The following is a 17,107-nucleotide window of genomic DNA, read 5'->3' on the forward strand; positions in this document are numbered from 1 at the left end:
CGATGTTCCATGTACGAAATATGTCAGTCACACCGCACCCCCTTCCCGGTCGCCATTCGACGGTTGCGGCTGCTCGCGGGCGATGAGCATGGCGTCGGCCATTCGGTAGCAGTGGTCTGCCAAACGCAGGTAGGCAGATGGGATGTCGTTGACGCTTACGCCATCGACCTTAGCCAATTCCTTCCCCGCAAAATAGTCACGCAGGGTCATGCCGGCAACGATAGCGCGCTTGGTCCCCTTCTCGTATCCAAGAGAATCGACGTACACGACGTCTTTCTCTCCGGGAAACGCCGGGCCGCCGTCTTTGATGAAGTCAGCCATTGCTATCTCCTTGCGGCTGCTCGCGGGCCAGGGCGGCGTCGATGTACTTGTCGCATTGGTCGCCAAAGGGTGAAATCGGCCAGCCGAACTTGGTGTGCCCGCCGCTCAGAATTAACCTGCTGCGCTTGATGAAACGATACCGCTCCGCATCGCGCTTATCCTCGCCACCGGCCTGCACCTGCTGGTCATCATGCAAGTCAGCGTAATCACTGCTTTCTTCCCACTGTCGCTGCACTGCCTCGCAGTCACCGGATGGGCACACTCGGGCTAGCCAATCTTCGAATGCCCGCGCCTCGCGCTCATCCTGCTGCGCCGATGCGCGGATTTCAAACTCGCCCGGAGCCAGGCGCGGGTCCACAACCACACGCATTCCGGCAATCGTCGCCGATGCCTCTGCTGCGGGCGGGGTGGCGACAATCTCTGCGCGAATGGCATGCGCCGCGTTGACCAGACCATCGGCTTCTCCCTTTGCGTGCTTGCTTTTCGTGCGCTCATAGTCCGCCCACGCCTCGGTTTCGCGCCGGTCACAAATCTCGGCAGCGTGCGCCATGCCTGCGGAAAACTCCGCCCCCGATTTCCCGGTAGCTGGTGCGGGCGGGGCGGTGCGCATGGAATCCTTCAGCGCACGCAGTGCGTCCTGAACGCGCTGCGGGGCATCAATCGGGTAATCAAGATGTGAGCACGCCGCGCGGACGGCTGATCGCCAGTCGTCTTGCTCGCTCGCTGGTGCGGCAGGCGGTGCGGCTTGGTCGAGAATGGCGCGGGCGAATGCCACTTTGTCGCTGATGGCATATCCCACTTCCGTCCATTCCGAGAAATCGCTGGCAATGTCCAGAATCTGCTCATCCGTCAGCCCCTGCGCCACGCTCGCTAGGATGTCGCGGGCGAATGCTAAGAGCGCCGCTGTGCTCACCTTATGGAACTCTGGATGGCGAGCCTCAACACCCATTGCGATCTGCGAGACCCGTTCATCCGTCATCTGCGCCACGCTCGCGGCAGGTGCGGCTTGGGCAACGCGAAGCAGATTCGCATAGGCCATAGGCACACCCCCAAGATAGGCAGATCGATACTCCATAGCCGCTTTAGCGAACTCTTCTTTCCACGCCACGCTCGCGGCTTCGCTGGTATGGGTCATGCCTGGCGACCTCCCACCACGCCGGCCGGGCGCGTCGCCTTGCCGGCCCTCTCCTCCCAGCCGGTCGAGCCCGAGCAGTTCGTGAAGTAGCGGGAGCCGCTGTCGTTGAACCGGTAGACCGTGCAACCATCGACCGAAAACAGGCGCTCAACTCGGTAGCCCGACGGCGTGACGGCGGAAACTTCAGGCCGCGGCGGCTCGCCGCAACCAGACAGCGCCACCAGCACCACCGCCAGCACGGCGGCGAGCAGCCACGCGGGCCACATCGGACCGTGGCCTTCCTCCGGCGGCTCCGCCTTCAGCTCGGCGATGCGCGCCTGGGCGGCGGCGATGTCCTCGTCGACGTCGCGCAGCACCTCGCGGACCGTCTCGTCGGTCAGCTGGTCCGGCGTGGCCGAGTACGTGGTCAGCACGGAATCGAGGCGCATGGAGCGCTCGATCTGCAGCAGGCCAACTCGCAGCCGGAGAATCAGGATTCGGATTGTCTTCATGTCCTCGCTCGTTTTTGTTGTTACTGCATAGTCGCCCCGCCCATGACGGCGAGGGCCTTTTCAGCCTGGGCGACTTGCTGCTGGCGCGCCCGGTCCAGAATTTTTTTGCTCTCCACCTCGCGCCACACCTCCGCGAACGCCTGCACGCTCATCTCGACCGTGAAGTCGAATTGCCGGGGCGCCTCGCCGCCGGTGAACGTAGAGATGTGGATCACCGCGCGCCAGTCCCTGCGCGGCAGCCGATAGAACAGGACCGGGATGTCCCCGTCCTTCGCCTGCTCGACCGTCTGCTCCCACCACGTGCGGATCAGCGGCCGCTCGCAGTGCTTCACCTCGATCGACCAGCCTTCCATGCCGGTCAGGTCGGACTCGCCCGCGTGGTTGCGCACGCGGCGGCGGATGTCCAGCCCCAGCAGGTCGCACAGGATCCGCGCGATCTGGCGCTCGCCGGCCTGGCCCTTGGCCCGGCTGCTCCGGCCGATTTGGCTGCGCGTCCGCGCGGTTTTCGTCTGCTCACTCATGTGTCTATTATGGCTTCGCGTCAAGCCATTTACGCATATTTGACCGCGAACAAATCCAGCTGCCGCGGGTCGACTTCCTGCTCCGGCGCTGGAGCCTTCCGCACCTGATGCGGCTGCAGCGTTACCAGATCGCGCGGCCCGCCGTCCAGATACCGACACGTCAGGCGGCTGAAGCAATCCTTCTTGCTGGTGCCGGCGAGCAGCTTCTTCACCACCGCCAGGCGGCCCGACGGCGTGATGACCGTCTCGCCCGGCTGGAAATCATCCAGATCCGCGCAAAGCATTCGTGCACTCCGTTCGAGCCATTTATGCATATTGTAACCCGAGCAAATGGCGTGTGTCATCCAGCAGATCGCGTTCCGTGAAGCCGTAATGCTTCGGGAACCCCTTCGTGCCGAGACCGTGCACGCCCAGCGGGCCGGTGTGGTGCGGCTGGCACAGCGGCATGGTGTCCTTGTCGTCCGCGCGGGCGGTGCCCTGCCCTTCCTTCAGGTGGTGAACCTGCACGCCGTAGGTCGTGAAGCCGAGCCGCAGGCAGACCACGCACGGCAGCGCGGCCACGGCGCCCATGTGGTCGCGGTTGGCCTTGGGCTTGCGCTTGGGGCCCTTCTTCTTCCACGCCGCGCGCTTCAGCTCGCCGCCCTGCTTCAGGCCGGCCGTGCGCTTCATGGGGGTGCGACGGGTCAACATTACGCCGCCCTCCGCGCTCTGGCCGCCAGATCCTCATACCCCTGCATGCCCGGCTCGCTCCACAGCACGCCGCGCTCGGCGCCGAAGGCCGCCATCAGGTCCTGCAGGTCGGTCATCTGCCGGATCGACATCTTGCTCGTGCTCTTGCCGAGCACCACGAACCCGCCGTCGAGGCCGGGCACGACGTCCTGCTTCTCCAGCGCGGCCGAGAAAATATGCTTCCAGTCTTCCGGCGCCAGCTTCCGGCCATGCCACACGACCTGCTTCGAGATGTCCGACAGCATCGCCCACATGCGGGCGTTCTGCTCGAGCGTGCGGGTCGGCGGCTGGATCGTCACCATGAAGCCGTCCGGCGCCGCCTTGATCGCGGCCATCGCGCCGGCCCTGGCGTTCGCGTGCACGAGGCGGAAGATTTGCTTGTCGCTCATGATCTACCCTTCCGTCACCACGTCGACGAGGGCGCTGTCCAGCAGGTAGCCATACGTACGCATCTGCTGCGCCAGTGCCTGGCGCTCGGCGGGACCATGCGTCTTCCACATGCAACAGTCGATCGCTTCCTCAAAGTCCCCATTCACATCGCCGCAAACCGGGCAGAGCACCCTCCCCGATTCCAGCAGCATGCCGCCACATCCGGCGTCCTGGTCTTCCTCGGGGCAGCAATCCGCAGCGTCGTCCTCGTCGTCGTACAGATCGAAGCACTCCGTGCAACGATACATGACGACTTCCTCGGGCGTCCGGCGCTCGCGCTTTTCGTCGCCCTCGGCAAGAAGAATGGGCGCCATGTCAATCGGACGGGGAAGGCGGATCTTCAGCACGGCGCCCGCTCCACGACGGCCGCGGGCTTGTACTCGATCGCCGTCAGCTTGCTAATCTGCTCGTTGATCGCGGCAATCTTGGCCGTGAATGCCTTCCGGAGTTGTTCTTTGCTGCGCTTCAATTGAGCGATATGCTCGGCCGTCGGGTCGAAGTTGTCCGGCACCTCAGCGGTGATCGTGTGCTCGCACACGCGAATGCAAACCTCCCCTTCGCGGGCGTACTTGTCTGACTCAAAGGCCGCGAATCGATACGAGAACTCATTTTCGTACGACGCCTTCTCATAGAAGATCCAGCCCTTGATCTCGATGGTTTTCATGCCTGCTGCTCCCAGTATTTCGAATCGACCAACCGGCTCGCCCGGTCCACTTCCCCGACGGTGCACATGCGGAGCTGCCGGCCCCACAGGTACAGTGCGTCGCGCACATCGAGCAGGCCCTGCGCGTCAAGCGTCAGGCTCTGCGTCGTTAAGTACCGCTCACCTACCCGGCGCATGCCAGCCTCGGCCGCATCGATCACCGGGGTCGCCTCGGGACCGATGCCCAGGTCGGCCAGCGTCCATGCGTGGTTGATGCCACGGGCGACGCTGTTCCACTCGTTCTCTGTGGCCTTGCCCTTGCGCATTTCCTCGAGCCCGGACAGCACTGCCATTTCCAGCGGCGCCGCGTACTCGTCCGTCATTGCCGTTGCAAGCGCCTTCCGCCTGGCATCGGCCTCCTGCACCTGAACCGCGCGGCGGGTCGCGCGGGTCGGGTCATACTGCTTCTTGGGGGGCTTTCTGTTGCCCGGCATGTCTCAGCGCACGCGGCCGACGAAACGACCGAGGCGGGTGGTGACGGTGATCTCGCCGGCAAGGCTGCGCGGGTAGCACTTCGCCCACGTCAGCGCATCGTCGAAAGACCACGCGCGGTGCGTGTGGCCGTCGAAGGCGTTGCCCTTCACGACCACGCGGTACGGCTTCAGGATCTCGCGCACTGCGGTGGCGACTGCGCGGGTCATGTTCTGGATCTGGACCTTCATGCTTGGCTCCGTTGAATATGCATTTATGGCTATTGTAGGCACGCGCGCTCTCGTGTCAAGCCATTTATGCATATTTCTGAGGACAGGCATTTCTGGGGTCAGTAGGTGGCCGGGCTCGTGAGAATCCGCGCGGCGCCGCAGCCAGGGCACACGTGCTGGTATCCCTTCCCTGCCGGTATATGCAGCAGGCTGGGGGGCTCGTGCTCGGGGTGCATGCACTGCTGGCGCGGGAACAGATCGAAGAATCCGCCGGTCGGCTGGGCCAGCATGGGCATACCTGCTTCGTCCAGTGCAATCATGATGTCTCCTTGGTGTTGCGGGATCTCAGCGTCACCAGCGGCTCGCCGCGGAGCTTCGGCTTGATCTCCAGGTCCGGCAGCGTCGCGGGCGCCGGAATCTCCGGGTATTTGACGTAGACGCCAGCTAGCTTCAGCAGCGGAATCACGGCGCGGCCCGCCTCCGTCATGCCGACGCGAGGCATCTGCGCCAGCTCCTCGCCAGGCAGACGTTCGCACAGCCCCTTCGCCACCAGTGCGCCGAAGGTGTTCAGCGACACCCACGCCCCGCCGTACTGGTCGATCTGGCTCAGGCACTCGATCTGCCGGCGGGACAGCGACAGGTTGAACGCCGTGCCGGTCACGTACTCGCTGAACACGCTCATGCTGGCACCCCGCGCCAGACCCCGACGGGCGCGCAGTGCGCGGCCGGGTTGTTGCAGGAAGCGAAGCCGACCCGGCGGATCAGCCCCAGCGTCGCGGCCCGGCGGATCACACCGCCCCATGCGCGCGCGTGCGGCGGGTTCGGGAGCCCCTGCTTCGCCGCATAGTCGCGGACGTGCTCGGCCTTGAAGTCGCCGCCATGCTTGGCGAACCACTTCACGTAGTCGAGCGCCTGGTCGGCCCACCCCGGGGACGCGGCCTCCGCGGTCTCAGTCGCCTGCTCGATGCCGGCGTCCCGCAGTTCTGCACCTGTTGCTGTCATGTCCACTCCAGCCATTTATGCATACTCAAAGACGAGCGGAAACCTGCGCGGCGATGTCGCGCTTCGTCTGCTCTGTTGCTTCGCGGGCAGCCTCCAAACGCTGCACGCGAATCCGTTCCGCCTTGTCGCCTGGCGATTCCAGCTTCGCCAGCTCGGCACGCAGCCGGATCAGGTTCGCCCGCGCCTTGTCGGGCGGCGTCGGGTCGGGCCCCTTGGGCGCGGGCAGCAGCAATGCCTCCACCGCCTCGGCGCTCAGTAGCCCGGCCGCCTGCGCCCGCCCGAGCTCGGCGTCGCGGCGCTGGCCGTCCCATCCGAGCGACACCGTCCACTCGACCGGACGCTGCGCCTCGCGGGCGGCCTGCACGATGCGCTCGTACGCGCCCTTGAACGCCTGGCGCGCGCCGATCTTGTCGCCCGTGTCCAGCACCGGCCGGCAGATAGCGAACGCCTGCGCGGTCTCGGTCGTCCACGCGACCGTGTCGGTCTCGTCGCGACTGCGCAGCGCCAGCGCCCATGCTTCGTCGGCGCCGGGCCGGTTGTCCCCGCCGCGCATGCCCTGCGCCTGGGCAATCAGGTCGGCCGGCTTCGGGAAGAAGCGCCCGGATTCCGGGTCGGCCATGTGCCGCTGCACCGCGCGCTCGACGACCTCGATCGGCAAAGCCCGCAATGCGCCGAAGTACAGCCGGAGCTGCGCCGTGCTGAATCCGCGCTCGTGCGTCTCGGCGCAGGCCATCATGCAGGCGAGGAAGCGCTCCTTGTCATCCTTGGTCACGGGTCAGTCCTCCCGCAGAAAATCCTCGCCGGCCTGCAGGGTGCGCTGACCAGCGGCCGACAGCTGCGTCGAGGCGACAGCGCGCATCGGCTTCTCGCGGCGAACCCAGTTGCGCCAGGTCGCCTGCCAATCCGTCTTGCGGCCCTTGGCACCCGGTACGCCGACCCAGTAGTCGCGGAACTGCTCGGCAACACGCATGGCATGAGCGGGGTTCCACGTCGGCTGCTCGCCGACAGCCCACACGAGCCAGTCCTCCGGCAGCGACCACTCCTTCGTCAAGCGCGATCCGCGCGCCTCTGACGGTTCACCTTTGGGTTCAGTGGTGGTTCCCTTACGGTTAGGGGGCGCCATTTGCCCCTCTGGAGGTGCGCCATTTGCCGGTCGAGGTGCGCCATCTGCAGGTACAGGTGCGCCATCTGCACCCGGTGCGCCATCTGCAGGGGGGGCGCCATTTTCAAGTGCGATGGGATCGTCGGGGTCGGAATTGCGGCGCGTGCGCTTCGGCGGCGCAGCTTCGGGATTGAAGCGGCTGGGGGTGATCGTGTACGAGGTGCTGGTGTTGTGCCGGAACTGGCGATAGATGGCGCCGGCGGCTTCGAGCCACGCCAGAGCGTCGCGGACGGCTCGCTCCGACAGGCACGTACGCATGCAGATTTTGTCTACGCCCGGCCAGCAGACGCCGTCGTCATTTGCCTGATCAGCCAGGGAAATGAGGACCGACTTCTGTGCCGGGCTCATCGACTGAAGCGGCCAGCATGCCGCCATGATGAGGGTACTCATGCGAAGGATGTTCCTCCGCGCTCGCGGAGAGGGAGCTTTGCAGCCCCGCAGTAATTCGGGGTGCGGCCGTTGCCGGTGGCGCAGCCCCTCCGCGAGCGCATTACTGTCAGCGTTATCCGAGAACTCTGCAAAAGCCCCCGGGCCTCGGTTGTCGCCGCAGTTGTGTGCGGCGACGAACACAGTTTACGCTTTTATGGCTACTCCGTAAACCATATATGCATATTCAAGGCGACGGCACAACGGTTTCCGGGGTGTTGTCCGCGGCCGCCCGTTGCTGATATGGCTTTCGCTTCGCTTTCAGGTGCGTATACAGAGCGTATACGTTGGCGTAACCGGGGTCTTTCGACCGGTTTACATAGGCGATGTTGTAAATCGTCCCATACGCAACGCCGGTCGCTTTCGCGAGCGCTTTCCACTCGGTCGTGCGCATGGCCTGCAGCTTCGCCCGGACAAACTCTAGTTGATTCTCAGTCACAATCGCTCTTTCCCTTTTTCCACAAGTCAACTAAACTAAGCACATATGCATTGTAAGTAGTGCGTCAACGCATATCGGACTTTTGACAATCCTTGGGAGAGGACTCTTATGAACAAGGCAGGGAAGGTGTTCGCTGCGAACCTTGTGCGACTTATGGCCGTTCGGCCAGATTTGGACACGCAGGTCAAGTTGTCTGAGGCTTCAGGCATTGCTCAGACAACCATAGGTCGGATCCTTAGAGGAACCGTCTCACCTACTTTAGACAGCGTCGAAAAACTAGCCAACGCCTTTGGAAAGACGCTGGGGGACATGACCGACACTGCGTACAACAGTGCGGCCGAAATTGCATATGATCGAGTTAGATATTCCAAGCTTCCGAAGGAGGAGAAGTCACGAGTTGAAAGCTACATAGAACACATCATTCGAGAATACGACGCTGTCTCAGCGAGAGAGCAGCGAGAGTTCAACCACTCGAGCCGGACCCCTGTCGCAACAAGCTCAAAGAAGGCGGAAGGACCGGAGAGCCCGACATTCAATAGCAATGGAACAACAAGCATCTCGCGAGGGGTCAAACGACGCAAGGCTGGCTGAGGTTATCAGCCTTGCTGCCTACCGCGAAAAAAACAAACCACCGGAAGAAGCAGTCCCCGAAATCCTGTTCTCTATCAGGGATGGAGACCTAGCGTCGCATGCAAACCACATCAAGCCGTCGCATGTCCCAATCATGCTCCAGGCGATGTCAGAGATGTCGGACAAGCTTGTCGCGTTCCTGAACGCGGCGAAGACTGCGTCGTGCATCGCCCTTTTCCTGACGTACCTATACGTCGACACGATTCATTGGCCCGCTCTGGCGGCCAGCCCTCAGACGTCCACCTATGCGAGCAGAGACCTCAAAGAAGGTCGAGGCGGAAATATGCATAAATGGCTTGTGCAACGCGCCTTTATACTCTAGCATTCCCCTCATACCCCAAGCAGACCGCCGGGCGGATCAACCCCGGCGATTATTTTGCCTTTGAATATGCATCTATGGCTATGCATCAAGCCGTAAAGGGGTGCGCGTGGATCAGCAGTGGTACGAGGAAGTCGCCCGCCAACAGGAATACGAGGAATGCGATGGAGCAGAGCTCTGAAACGATGAAGCTGTGGGACTCGGTCTTCGAGACCGACCCAGCTCACACGAAAGACTTTTCCCGCTCCGGCGGGTTCAAGGGCACAGCGATCAATCCGCTGTACCTGATCAAGAAGGCGACCGAGCTGTGGGGGCCCATCGGCGGCAGCACGTGGGGTCCGGAGATCGTCAATGAGCAGATCCTGACCGGAGCTCCGATCGTCGTGGGCGATCAGGTTATCGGCCACGAGTCGGTGCACTGTGTGCAGATCAGCCTGCGCTATCCCGGCGGCACGGTGCCGGCCTTCGGTCAAACCGTGTTCGTCGGCAAGAACAAGTACGGTGCCTTCACCGATGAGGAGGCACCGAAGAAGTCCCTGACGGATGCCATCGGCAAGGCGCTGTCTTGGCTCGGCTTCTCTGCCGATGTGCACATGGGCCTGTACGACGACAACAAGTACGTGAACGACATGCGCCAGAAGTTCGGCGGTGGAGATCAGCCCGAAGGCAAGCAGCAGCGCGGCGAGCAGAGTGGCGCGCTCTCCGGCCAGGCGCTCGGCAAGCACATCAACGAGACCGCGAAGAAGGTCCGTGCCTGCGCGACGCGCGAACAGCTCGACCAGCTGTGGGCAGAGGCATCCGCGGGCCTCGACAAGGAAGGTCAGCAGAAGCTCGCCGTACCGTTCAAAAAACGCACGGCGGAATTGGAACAACCGGAACAGCAGGGATAACGCATGGCCTCCGTCAACAAGGTGATTCTCGTCGGCAACCTGGGCGCCGACCCCGAAACCCGGTACATGCCCAGCGGCGACGCGATCACGACCGTCCGGCTCGCCACGACCGACCGCTACAAGGACAAGCAGTCCGGCGAGTTCAAGGAAGCGACCGAATGGCACCGTGTGGCGTTCTTCGGGAAGCTGGCCGAGATCGCCGCGGAGTATCTGCGCAAGGGCTCCTCAGTCTATATCGAGGGCCGCATTCGCACGCGGAAATGGCAGGACCAATCCGGCCAGGACAAGTACAGCACTGAGATCATTGCCGACCAGATGCAAATGCTCGGCGGCCGCGGCGGCAATGACAGCGGCGGCGGCCATGGCGCGGCGTCTCGCAACGGTGGCGCCGACCGTCCGCAGGGCAATCGCGGCCAGCGCCAGGCGCCTCCCCCGTCGAACGGGTTCGAGGACATGGACGACGACATCCCCTATTAGAGCCATGTCGACCACAGCTCGAGCACACCGCCAGCGCGCCGAGTCCGACGGGCGCGTGCTGGCGGCGCTGGAAGCGGCCGAAGGCAGCCGCCTCGACATCGCCGCCTTCACCGGCATGAGCGCGCAGACCGTGCAGAAAGTGATCCAGCGCCTGAAGGCCGACGGCAAGGTGCGCATCGCCGACTACGAACGCACCGTCAGCGACTGGCGCCCGATCTACGGGCTGGGCAACGAGCCGGACGCCAAGCCGCCGAAGCCGCTCACGAAGCGCCAGATCAACCAGAACTTCCGCCGGAAGAACCTCGCGCTGCTGCGCGCGAAGGGGCGCGTCGCAACCGGCTTTGCAGCGTTTTACCAACAACTAGCGAGGACAGCATGAACCAGTTTTTCGACATCGAGACCCTTCCCAATCTCGACCCGAAGTTTGTGGCCGAGCTGCGTGCGGCGTCCGACGAGAGTATGCAGACGCTGCTCGACGCGGTGAGCCACCCGGCCAACCTGAAGGATCCCATCAAGATCGAGGAATGGAACCTGACGGTGCGCCCGCAGAAGGAAGCGGCGATCCGCGCCGAGGCCGAGGCCGGCGTCGACGAGACCCACCGGAAGACCAGCTTCGACGGCGCACTGGGCCACATCTGCGTAATTGCTGGCGCGTTCGATGACGGCACCCCGCAGGCGTTCTATTCGCCGGACAAGGCCGCTGACCAGGCAGAGGCCGACGTGCTGCGCGAGTACTTCCACTACCTGTCGTCGCACTACAGCGCATCGACCAACCGCAAGCCGCGCTTCATCGGCCACAACATCTCCGGGTTCGACCTGCGCTTCATGTTCCAGCGCGCCGTCGTGCTGGGCGTCAAGCCGCCGCCCTTCATCCCGATTCACGCCAAGCCGTGGGACGACGTCATCTTCGACACGATGACCTACTTCGCCGGCGTGGGCAAGAGCATCAAGCTCGACAAGCTGTGCAAGGCGCTGGGCCTGCCCGGCAAATCCAGCATGGACGGCTCCAAGGTGTACGACGCCTATCTGGAAGGCCGCATCGAGGACATCGCGATCTACTGCCGCGACGAGGACGTCGTGCAGACGCGCCAGGTGTACCACCGCCTCCAGTTCATGCCCGCGCCAATGGCTGAAATGCTCGAACCCGAGCCCGATTTTTTCTGACCTGAAATATGCATTTATGGCTTGTCACTTAGTCATTCAAGGCATATAGTTTTCAGGACGGCAGCGATGCCGTTCCTCACGTAAGCGGGCCGCAGTCGGCCTCTCCCACCGACGAGCACCTTCCCTGCGCGCGGCCTGCTTACCTGAGACGCACAGAACGAAATTCGAGGACATATGAGCGAGAACAGCAAGATCGAGTGGACCGACCACACATTCAATCCGTGGGAAGGCTGCCAGAAGCTCGGCCCAGGCTGCGATCACTGCTACGCGGAGACGCGCAACGCGCGCTTCGCCGGCGGCGTGGCCGTGAACTGGGGGCCCGGCGCGCCGCGCCGGCGGACGAGCGAAGCAAACTGGCGGAAGCCGCTGGCATGGAATGCCGCGCACGACAGGTTCTTCGCCGCGCACGGCCGCCGACAGCGCGTGTTCTGCGCCTCGCTGGCAGATGTCTTCGACAACGCGGTCAGCGTGCAATGGCGCTTCAGCCTGCTGCGCCTGATCGCCGACACACCGAACCTGGACTGGCTGCTGCTGACGAAGCGGATCGGCAACGCCGCGGCGATGCTCGAGCAGGCTATGCGTGCGGTCACGCATCAGCGCGAGGGATGGGCGGACAACCTCGGTCTCGCAAACGTCTGGATCGGTGCCACGATCGTCAACCAGGAAGAAGCGGATCGCGACATCCCGAAGCTGCTGGCGACACCGGCGCGCGTCCGCTTCCTTTCGATGGAACCGCTGCTCGGGCCGGTGGACCTGCGCGCCGTTCAGATGCCCGACGGCGATTCCCTTGGGATCGCCCTCGATAGCCAAGGCGTACAAGCCGGCGTCGACTGGGTGATCGTCGGCGGCGAGAGCGGCCCCGGCGCCCGGCCGATGCACCCGGACTGGGCCCGGTGCCTGCGCAACCAGTGCGCGGCGGCCGGCGTGCCGTTCCTATTCAAGCAGCACGGAGAATGGGCACCCGGATCTGGAGACTTCGGCGCCGGCCGGCACGAAACCTCGGCGGTCGCTCGAGACGGTCGCGTGGTGGCCGGCGGATACGCCGCCGAGGGCTACCCGGCGGGCGCGAGCAGCGCCGACAGCTGGGCCATGGTCCACCGCGCGGGCAAGAAGGCCGCCGGCCGCCTGCTCGACGGGGCACAGCACGACGGTTTCCCGGAGTGAAAGCAATGCATCTCGACACCCCGACCGTCGGCCTCACCGGGGCCGCCGAGCTGCTGCACGTCCACCCGAAGACCGTCGAGGATTTGATCCGGGCCGGCACCATCCCGGCCGGCAAGGTCGGCCGTTCGTGGGTCATGATGACCCGCGACGTGCTGGCCTACGCCGAGAAGCTGATCGTCGCCCAGACGGCCGAGCGCCTGGTCGCGGCGCGCCGGCGGGCTACCAAAGCGCAGCCGCCAGGTCTGAGCCGCGCAGGTTAGCGTAGCGCATCATCATCCGGTGGCTCTTGTGGCCGCTGATCTTCATGATCTGGCTCTCAGACAGGTTCGTTTTCTCGAACAGTCGGGATACCGCCTCGTGCCGCAGGTCGTGGAATCCCAGCCCGTCGCACCCGGCCTGGCCGAAGATGTCGTTGAACCGCTTCGACAGGTAATCCGAGACCTTGGCGCGCGCCTTGGGGGATGCGTCGCCATTCCACCAAGGGAACAGCAGGTCTTGCGGGTGGGCCGCCGGGATCTCACGCTCCTCCAGATGCTCGGTCAGCAGCGCCAGCGCGACGCTCGATAGCGGCACCTGCCGCTTGTCCCCGTTCTTGGTCTTTTCCAGAAACACCGTGCGCTTCTTCAGATCGATCTGATCGACCGAGAGCGTGTACATCTCCGACATCCGCATAGCCGACTCCACGGCGAGCACGAACAGCGCCCGGTGCGCCTTGGGGTGCTCCAGCGTCAGAGGCCGCTGCTTGCGCGCCAGCACGCCGCCATCGATCACGGCGAGGATGCGATCGTACTCGCTGGGCTTGCCGGCTGCCCCCGGCTCCAGTCGCCTGTCGCGCTCGATGTCCTGGCGCTTGACGCCGGCGGCCTGGGTATCGGCCTTGCTGTACTGGGCATAGCCGTCGGGCAGCGTGCGGAAGGGATGGTCCGGCAGGGTCAGGTGCCCCTTGCGCATGCCCCAGTCCGCGCAGCGGGCCAGCGCGCCGACCCGGGCGCGGATGGAAGCCGGCGCCAGCTTCTCCAGCCGCTTCATCTCGGCGATGATGCCGTCGACCCACGCGGCGTTGATCTTGGGCAGTGGCGTATCGCCCCATCGCTTCAGGGCGGCATTCAGGGAGCCGACGTCCTTCGGGCTGGGGTGCGCCTCGCGCATGAACTCGCGTGCGAGCTGTTCCAGCCGGACGATGCGGGACTCGGGCTTGAACTCGGTTGGCACGATGCCGCGGTCGAGCAGCGCTTCCAGACGCTCGGCATACTCGTCGCCCTCCGCCTCCGTTGCGAAGGTCAGATACAGCGGCTTGTCGAGCACGCCAGCGCGCTTGAACGTGTACTGCCAAGTCCCATTGGGGAATTTCTTTTTGCCGGCCATGTTGTACCCATCTGTGTGATTTGCGAATCTACGCCCTGCACAGAGATAGTATAGCCGGTAGATAGCTCTATTTGGCTGGTAGAGACTCCGCTAGACTCCGCTTCAAACCGGTACGACAGGCAACAAAAAAGGACTTAGATCGCTCTAAGTCCTTGATTATATTGATGATCGAGTGGTGGGTGCTGAGGGGCTCGAACCCCCGACCTACGCCTTGTAAGGGCGCCGCTCTACCAACTGAGCTAAGCACCCGCTCGACCATCACAGGCTGGCTGCCTGCAACTTGCTGATCGCTCCACACCTCGCGGCAGTTGCCGTGGTTTGCGTTGCGAGGGCGCAAGTGTAATACAGGTGATTTCGGTTTGCCAAGGCCTGTGCGCGCAAAAAAACGCCGCCGGGCATCGCTACCCCGCGGCGTTTCGTTCATGCGGCCAAAGCTGTGTCAGTGATGCAGACGCTCAACCTTGGCCGTGGCCTTGTCCGCCACTTCGGCGGGCTTGGCATCTTCTTCAGGCAACGCCTCGGGCTTGCGCTCGAGCGCCAGTTCCAGCACCTTGTCGATCCAGCGGACCGGCACGATCTCGATGGCGTTCTTCACGTTGTCGGGGATCTCGGCCAGATCCTTGACGTTTTCCTCCGGGATCAGCACCAGCTTGATGCCGCCCCGGTGGGCCGCCAGCAGCTTCTCCTTGAGGCCCCCGATCGGCAGCACCTCGCCGCGCAGCGTGATCTCGCCGGTCATGGCGACATCCGCGCGCACCGGGATGCCGGTCAGCACCGACACCAGCGCCGTGGTCATGGCACCGCCTGCGGACGGGCCGTCCTTGGGCGTGGCGCCTTCAGGCACGTGGATGTGGATGTCGCGCTTCTCGAACATCTCATCCGTGATACCCAGGCGACGTGCCCGCGAACGCACCACCGAACGTGCGGCCTCGACCGACTCCTTCATCACATCGCCCAGCGAACCGGTACGCGTGATGTTGCCCTTGCCCGGCATGATCGCGGCTTCGATGGTCAGCAGATCGCCGCCCACCTCGGTCCACGCCAGACCGGTGACCTGGCCAACCTGGTTTTCCTTGCCGGCCAGGCCGAAATCGTACTTGCGCACGCCGAGGAATTTGTCCAGGTTCTCGGAATCGACCTTGATCGTGCCCGACTCCTTCTTCAGCAGCAGCAGCTTGACCACCTTGCGCGCGATCTTGGAGACCTCGCGTTCCAGCGAACGCACCCCCGCTTCACGTGTGTAGTAGCGGATGATGTCGCGGATCGCGCTTTCGGCAACCTCGATCTCGCCTGCCTTCAGACCGTTGTTCTTGATCTGCTTGGGCAACAGGTAGCGCTGCGCGATATTGACCTTCTCGTCCTCGGTGTAACCCGACAGGCGGATCACCTCCATACGATCGAGCAGCGGCGGCGGGATGTTGAGCGAGTTCGACGTGGCCACGAACATCACGTCGGACAGGTCGAAATCCACTTCGATGTAGTGGTCCTGGAACGTGTGGTTCTGTTCCGGGTCCAGCACCTCGAGCAGCGCCGACGACGGATCGCCGCGGAAATCCATGCCCATCTTGTCGATCTCGTCGAGCAGGAAGAGCGGATTGCGCACGCCGACCTTGGACAGGCTCTGCAGGATCTTGCCCGGCATCGAGCCGATATAGGTCCTGCGGTGGCCGCGGATTTCGGCCTCGTCACGCACGCCACCCAGTGCCATGCGCACGAACTTGCGGTTCGTCGCGCGCGCCACCGACTGGCCGAGCGAGGTCTTGCCCACGCCGGGAGGCCCGACCAGGCAGAGGATAGGTGCCTTCACCTTGTCCACGCGCTGTTGCACCGCGAGGTACTCGAGAATGCGTTCCTTGACCTTCTCCAGGCCGTAGTGGTCTTCATCCAGCACGCGCTCGGCGTTGGCGAGGTCGTTGTTGACCTTGCTCTTCTTGCGCCATGGCAGGTTCACCAGCGTGTCGATGTAGTTGCGCACGACGGTGGCTTCGGCCGACATCGGCGACATCAGCTTGAGCTTCTTGAATTCGGCGTCGGCCTTCTTCTTGGCTTCCTTCGGCATCCGCGCAGCCTTGATGCGCTTGTCGAGTTCTTCCAGGTCGGCGCCTTCTTCGCCCTCGCCGAGTTCCTTCTGGATGGCCTTGACCTGCTCGTTCAGGTAGTACTCGCGCTGGCTCTTCTCCATCTGGCGCTTGACGCGGCCACGGATGCGCTTTTCAACCTGGAGGATGTCGATCTCGCCCTCGAGCTGCGACAGCAGGCTTTCCAGGCGTTCGGTCACATTGACCATCTCCAGGATCTTCTGCTTCTGCTCGAGCTTGATCGGCAGGTGCGCGGCGATGGTGTCCGCCAGGCGGCCTGCCTCGTCGATGCCCGACAGCGAGGTCAGGATCTCGGGCGGGATCTTCTTGTTGAGCTTCACGTACTGGTCGAACTGCGACACGATCGCGCGGCGCAGGGCCTCGGTCTCGGCGCTTTCGCCAGGTGCGGGCGGCACGGGCACGGCTTCGCACATAAAGTGCGCATCGTCCTCGCTCACCTCGCGGATATTCGCGCGCTGGGTACCCTCGACCAGCACCTTCACGGTACCGTCGGGCAGTTTCAGCATTTGCAGGATATTGGCGATGCAGCCGACCTCATACAGGTCGTCGGCGGTCGGCTCGTCCTTGGCCGCCGTCTTCTGGGCCACGAGCATGATGCTCTTGCCCGCCTCCATCGCAGTCTCAAGCGCCTTGATGGACTTCGGGCGTCCCACGAACAGCGGGATCACCATGTGCGGAAACACCACCACGTCGCGCAGCGGCAACAGTGGGAGGCGAATCGGCTCGGCCGGGAGGAGTTGTGTTCCGGACATCATTTTCCCCAAGTCAGTCATTTAAGGCGTAAATTGGGCCGCCCGAATCGATTACAAGATACGTGCCAATCGATTCATCAAGGCAGGCAGATGCCGCTCCCTGCACTTGCTGGCCCCTCTGAAACAGCATACCCGCGTTTCCTCCCTCTCGTCGGTAGAAATAAACAAAAAAAGCCGCTCGCTTCTACGCGAACGGCCTTTTCGCCCGGCTGCCGGTGTGGTCCCGACCACTTACCACGTCTGGCAGC

27 protein-coding genes and 1 tRNA gene are annotated in these 17,107 nt (G+C 63.8%); 8 read left to right on the plus strand and 20 right to left on the minus strand.

Annotation, left to right across the window (positions count from 1 at the left end; all coding sequences use genetic code 11):
- Positions 1–27: 27 nt before the first annotated feature.
- From AC3WRI_RS08050 to AC3WRI_RS08130, 17 genes are all read right to left on the minus strand, one after another.
- A complete protein-coding gene (locus AC3WRI_RS08050) occupies positions 28–321 on the minus strand; it encodes a hypothetical protein (RefSeq protein ID WP_492293050.1) in 294 nt (97 codons plus the stop codon).
- Positions 314–1,456 (minus strand): hypothetical protein, encoded by a 1,143-nt coding sequence (locus tag AC3WRI_RS08055; protein WP_492293051.1) that lies wholly within the window; start codon positions 1,454–1,456, stop codon positions 314–316. The genes AC3WRI_RS08050 and AC3WRI_RS08055 overlap by 8 nt, the downstream gene beginning before the upstream one ends.
- Positions 1,453–1,947, minus strand: a complete 495-nt coding sequence (locus AC3WRI_RS08060; protein ID WP_492293053.1) for a DUF4884 domain-containing protein — start codon at positions 1,945–1,947, stop codon at positions 1,453–1,455. The genes AC3WRI_RS08055 and AC3WRI_RS08060 overlap by 4 nt, the downstream gene beginning before the upstream one ends.
- A gap of 20 nt (positions 1,948–1,967) precedes the next feature.
- Entirely contained in the window at positions 1,968–2,468 is a 501-nt protein-coding gene (locus AC3WRI_RS08065) for a putative PDDEXK endonuclease (protein WP_492293055.1), read from the minus strand.
- A 29-nt stretch (positions 2,469–2,497) separates the two neighbouring features.
- Positions 2,498–2,752, minus strand: a complete 255-nt coding sequence (locus tag AC3WRI_RS08070) for a hypothetical protein (RefSeq protein WP_492293056.1) — start codon at positions 2,750–2,752, stop codon at positions 2,498–2,500.
- Positions 2,753–2,774: 22 nt separating this feature from the next.
- Entirely contained in the window at positions 2,775–3,158 is a 384-nt protein-coding gene (locus tag AC3WRI_RS08075; RefSeq protein ID WP_492293058.1) for a Ref family recombination enhancement nuclease, read from the minus strand.
- A complete protein-coding gene (locus AC3WRI_RS08080) occupies positions 3,158–3,586 on the minus strand; it encodes a recombination protein NinB (RefSeq protein WP_492293060.1) in 429 nt (142 codons plus the stop codon). The genes AC3WRI_RS08075 and AC3WRI_RS08080 overlap by 1 nt, the downstream gene beginning before the upstream one ends.
- A gap of 3 nt (positions 3,587–3,589) precedes the next feature.
- Complete coding sequence (locus AC3WRI_RS08085) at positions 3,590–3,973, minus strand: hypothetical protein (RefSeq protein WP_492293062.1); 384 nt, start codon at positions 3,971–3,973, stop codon at positions 3,590–3,592.
- Positions 3,967–4,290 carry a hypothetical protein gene (locus AC3WRI_RS08090; protein ID WP_492293064.1) on the minus strand — a complete coding sequence of 108 codons (324 nt, stop codon included), beginning with the start codon at positions 4,288–4,290 and terminating at the stop codon, positions 3,967–3,969. The genes AC3WRI_RS08085 and AC3WRI_RS08090 overlap by 7 nt, the downstream gene beginning before the upstream one ends.
- On the minus strand, positions 4,287–4,763 hold the full coding sequence (locus AC3WRI_RS08095; RefSeq protein ID WP_492293066.1) for a hypothetical protein: 477 nt from the start codon (positions 4,761–4,763) through the stop codon (positions 4,287–4,289). Before AC3WRI_RS08095 ends, AC3WRI_RS08090 begins: the two co-directional genes overlap by 4 nt.
- 3 nt (positions 4,764–4,766) lie before the next feature.
- Positions 4,767–4,991: a hypothetical protein gene (locus AC3WRI_RS08100; RefSeq protein ID WP_492293068.1), complete on the minus strand. Its 225-nt coding sequence runs from the start codon at positions 4,989–4,991 to the stop codon at positions 4,767–4,769.
- Positions 4,992–5,089: 98 nt separating this feature from the next.
- The gene (locus AC3WRI_RS08105) at positions 5,090–5,290 is read right to left on the minus strand and encodes a hypothetical protein (protein ID WP_492293070.1); all 201 of its coding nucleotides are present in this window, start codon (positions 5,288–5,290) and stop codon (positions 5,090–5,092) included.
- On the minus strand, positions 5,287–5,652 hold the full coding sequence (locus AC3WRI_RS08110; RefSeq protein WP_492293071.1) for a hypothetical protein: 366 nt from the start codon (positions 5,650–5,652) through the stop codon (positions 5,287–5,289). Before AC3WRI_RS08110 ends, AC3WRI_RS08105 begins: the two co-directional genes overlap by 4 nt.
- Entirely contained in the window at positions 5,649–5,972 is a 324-nt protein-coding gene (locus AC3WRI_RS08115; protein WP_492293073.1) for a hypothetical protein, read from the minus strand. The genes AC3WRI_RS08110 and AC3WRI_RS08115 overlap by 4 nt, the downstream gene beginning before the upstream one ends.
- A 25-nt stretch (positions 5,973–5,997) precedes the next feature.
- Positions 5,998–6,744 (minus strand): hypothetical protein, encoded by a 747-nt coding sequence (locus tag AC3WRI_RS08120; RefSeq protein ID WP_492293075.1) that lies wholly within the window; start codon positions 6,742–6,744, stop codon positions 5,998–6,000.
- A 3-nt stretch (positions 6,745–6,747) separates the two neighbouring features.
- Complete coding sequence (locus tag AC3WRI_RS08125; protein WP_492293077.1) at positions 6,748–7,524, minus strand: helix-turn-helix domain-containing protein; 777 nt, start codon at positions 7,522–7,524, stop codon at positions 6,748–6,750.
- Positions 7,525–7,747: 223 nt separating this feature from the next.
- Positions 7,748–7,999, minus strand: coding sequence for a hypothetical protein (locus AC3WRI_RS08130; protein ID WP_492293078.1), 252 nt, complete (start codon positions 7,997–7,999; stop codon positions 7,748–7,750).
- Between the two features lie 153 nt (positions 8,000–8,152).
- Between AC3WRI_RS08130 and AC3WRI_RS08135 the strand changes: the two genes are divergently transcribed.
- From AC3WRI_RS08135 to AC3WRI_RS08170, 8 genes are all read left to right on the plus strand, one after another.
- Entirely contained in the window at positions 8,153–8,590 is a 438-nt protein-coding gene (locus AC3WRI_RS08135; RefSeq protein ID WP_492293109.1) for a helix-turn-helix domain-containing protein, read from the plus strand.
- A complete protein-coding gene (locus tag AC3WRI_RS08140; RefSeq protein ID WP_492293111.1) occupies positions 8,541–8,951 on the plus strand; it encodes a hypothetical protein in 411 nt (136 codons plus the stop codon). Before AC3WRI_RS08135 ends, AC3WRI_RS08140 begins: the two co-directional genes overlap by 50 nt.
- Before the next feature lie 161 nt (positions 8,952–9,112).
- A complete protein-coding gene (locus tag AC3WRI_RS08145) occupies positions 9,113–9,838 on the plus strand; it encodes a hypothetical protein (protein WP_492293080.1) in 726 nt (241 codons plus the stop codon).
- Between the two features lie 3 nt (positions 9,839–9,841).
- A complete protein-coding gene (locus AC3WRI_RS08150; protein ID WP_492293082.1) occupies positions 9,842–10,315 on the plus strand; it encodes a single-stranded DNA-binding protein in 474 nt (157 codons plus the stop codon).
- A 4-nt stretch (positions 10,316–10,319) separates the two neighbouring features.
- Positions 10,320–10,694, plus strand: a complete 375-nt coding sequence (locus tag AC3WRI_RS08155) for a MarR family transcriptional regulator (protein ID WP_492293084.1) — start codon at positions 10,320–10,322, stop codon at positions 10,692–10,694.
- Positions 10,691–11,479: a 3'-5' exonuclease family protein gene (locus AC3WRI_RS08160; protein ID WP_492293086.1), complete on the plus strand. Its 789-nt coding sequence runs from the start codon at positions 10,691–10,693 to the stop codon at positions 11,477–11,479. Before AC3WRI_RS08155 ends, AC3WRI_RS08160 begins: the two co-directional genes overlap by 4 nt.
- Before the next feature lie 174 nt (positions 11,480–11,653).
- Positions 11,654–12,643, plus strand: a complete 990-nt coding sequence (locus AC3WRI_RS08165; RefSeq protein ID WP_492293088.1) for a phage Gp37/Gp68 family protein — start codon at positions 11,654–11,656, stop codon at positions 12,641–12,643.
- 5 nt (positions 12,644–12,648) lie between these two features.
- On the plus strand, positions 12,649–12,903 hold the full coding sequence (locus tag AC3WRI_RS08170; protein WP_492293090.1) for a helix-turn-helix domain-containing protein: 255 nt from the start codon (positions 12,649–12,651) through the stop codon (positions 12,901–12,903).
- On the opposite strand, the gene AC3WRI_RS08175 is transcribed toward AC3WRI_RS08170, so the two are convergent.
- The 3 genes from AC3WRI_RS08175 to lon form a co-directional block, all read right to left on the minus strand.
- Positions 12,863–14,008 carry a site-specific integrase gene (locus tag AC3WRI_RS08175; RefSeq protein WP_492293091.1) on the minus strand — a complete coding sequence of 382 codons (1,146 nt, stop codon included), beginning with the start codon at positions 14,006–14,008 and terminating at the stop codon, positions 12,863–12,865. The genes AC3WRI_RS08170 and AC3WRI_RS08175 overlap by 41 nt on opposite strands.
- Before the next feature lie 173 nt (positions 14,009–14,181).
- Positions 14,182–14,257 (minus strand) — tRNA-Val (locus AC3WRI_RS08180).
- A 190-nt stretch (positions 14,258–14,447) separates the two neighbouring features.
- Positions 14,448–16,859 (minus strand): endopeptidase La, encoded by a 2,412-nt coding sequence (lon, locus tag AC3WRI_RS08185; RefSeq protein WP_010810086.1) that lies wholly within the window; start codon positions 16,857–16,859, stop codon positions 14,448–14,450.
- Positions 16,860–17,107: the final 248 nt, after the last annotated feature.

The organism is Cupriavidus sp. FW305-27, from assembly GCF_058787995.1.

Coding starts and splice junctions, on each gene's coding strand:
- AC3WRI_RS08050 (WP_492293050.1), bottom strand. CDS start 321: ATGGCTGACTTCATCAAAGACGGCGGCCCGGCGTTTCCCGGAGAGAAA.
- AC3WRI_RS08055 (WP_492293051.1), bottom strand. CDS start 1,456: ATGACCCATACCAGCGAAGCCGCGAGCGTGGCGTGGAAAGAAGAGTTC.
- AC3WRI_RS08060 (WP_492293053.1), bottom strand. CDS start 1,947: ATGAAGACAATCCGAATCCTGATTCTCCGGCTGCGAGTTGGCCTGCTG.
- AC3WRI_RS08065 (WP_492293055.1), bottom strand. CDS start 2,468: ATGAGTGAGCAGACGAAAACCGCGCGGACGCGCAGCCAAATCGGCCGG.
- AC3WRI_RS08070 (WP_492293056.1), bottom strand. CDS start 2,752: ATGCTTTGCGCGGATCTGGATGATTTCCAGCCGGGCGAGACGGTCATC.
- AC3WRI_RS08075 (WP_492293058.1), bottom strand. CDS start 3,158: ATGTTGACCCGTCGCACCCCCATGAAGCGCACGGCCGGCCTGAAGCAG.
- AC3WRI_RS08080 (WP_492293060.1), bottom strand. CDS start 3,586: ATGAGCGACAAGCAAATCTTCCGCCTCGTGCACGCGAACGCCAGGGCC.
- AC3WRI_RS08090 (WP_492293064.1), bottom strand. CDS start 4,290: ATGAAAACCATCGAGATCAAGGGCTGGATCTTCTATGAGAAGGCGTCG.
- AC3WRI_RS08095 (WP_492293066.1), bottom strand. CDS start 4,763: ATGCCGGGCAACAGAAAGCCCCCCAAGAAGCAGTATGACCCGACCCGC.
- AC3WRI_RS08100 (WP_492293068.1), bottom strand. CDS start 4,991: ATGAAGGTCCAGATCCAGAACATGACCCGCGCAGTCGCCACCGCAGTG.
- AC3WRI_RS08105 (WP_492293070.1), bottom strand. CDS start 5,290: ATGATTGCACTGGACGAAGCAGGTATGCCCATGCTGGCCCAGCCGACC.
- AC3WRI_RS08110 (WP_492293071.1), bottom strand. CDS start 5,652: ATGAGCGTGTTCAGCGAGTACGTGACCGGCACGGCGTTCAACCTGTCG.
- AC3WRI_RS08115 (WP_492293073.1), bottom strand. CDS start 5,972: ATGACAGCAACAGGTGCAGAACTGCGGGACGCCGGCATCGAGCAGGCG.
- AC3WRI_RS08125 (WP_492293077.1), bottom strand. CDS start 7,524: ATGAGTACCCTCATCATGGCGGCATGCTGGCCGCTTCAGTCGATGAGC.
- AC3WRI_RS08135 (WP_492293109.1), top strand. CDS start 8,153: ATGGCCGTTCGGCCAGATTTGGACACGCAGGTCAAGTTGTCTGAGGCT.
- AC3WRI_RS08140 (WP_492293111.1), top strand. CDS start 8,541: ATGGAACAACAAGCATCTCGCGAGGGGTCAAACGACGCAAGGCTGGCT.
- AC3WRI_RS08145 (WP_492293080.1), top strand. CDS start 9,113: ATGGAGCAGAGCTCTGAAACGATGAAGCTGTGGGACTCGGTCTTCGAG.
- AC3WRI_RS08150 (WP_492293082.1), top strand. CDS start 9,842: ATGGCCTCCGTCAACAAGGTGATTCTCGTCGGCAACCTGGGCGCCGAC.
- AC3WRI_RS08155 (WP_492293084.1), top strand. CDS start 10,320: ATGTCGACCACAGCTCGAGCACACCGCCAGCGCGCCGAGTCCGACGGG.
- AC3WRI_RS08160 (WP_492293086.1), top strand. CDS start 10,691: ATGAACCAGTTTTTCGACATCGAGACCCTTCCCAATCTCGACCCGAAG.
- AC3WRI_RS08165 (WP_492293088.1), top strand. CDS start 11,654: ATGAGCGAGAACAGCAAGATCGAGTGGACCGACCACACATTCAATCCG.
- AC3WRI_RS08170 (WP_492293090.1), top strand. CDS start 12,649: ATGCATCTCGACACCCCGACCGTCGGCCTCACCGGGGCCGCCGAGCTG.
- AC3WRI_RS08175 (WP_492293091.1), bottom strand. CDS start 14,008: ATGGCCGGCAAAAAGAAATTCCCCAATGGGACTTGGCAGTACACGTTC.
- lon (WP_010810086.1), bottom strand. CDS start 16,859: ATGTCCGGAACACAACTCCTCCCGGCCGAGCCGATTCGCCTCCCACTG.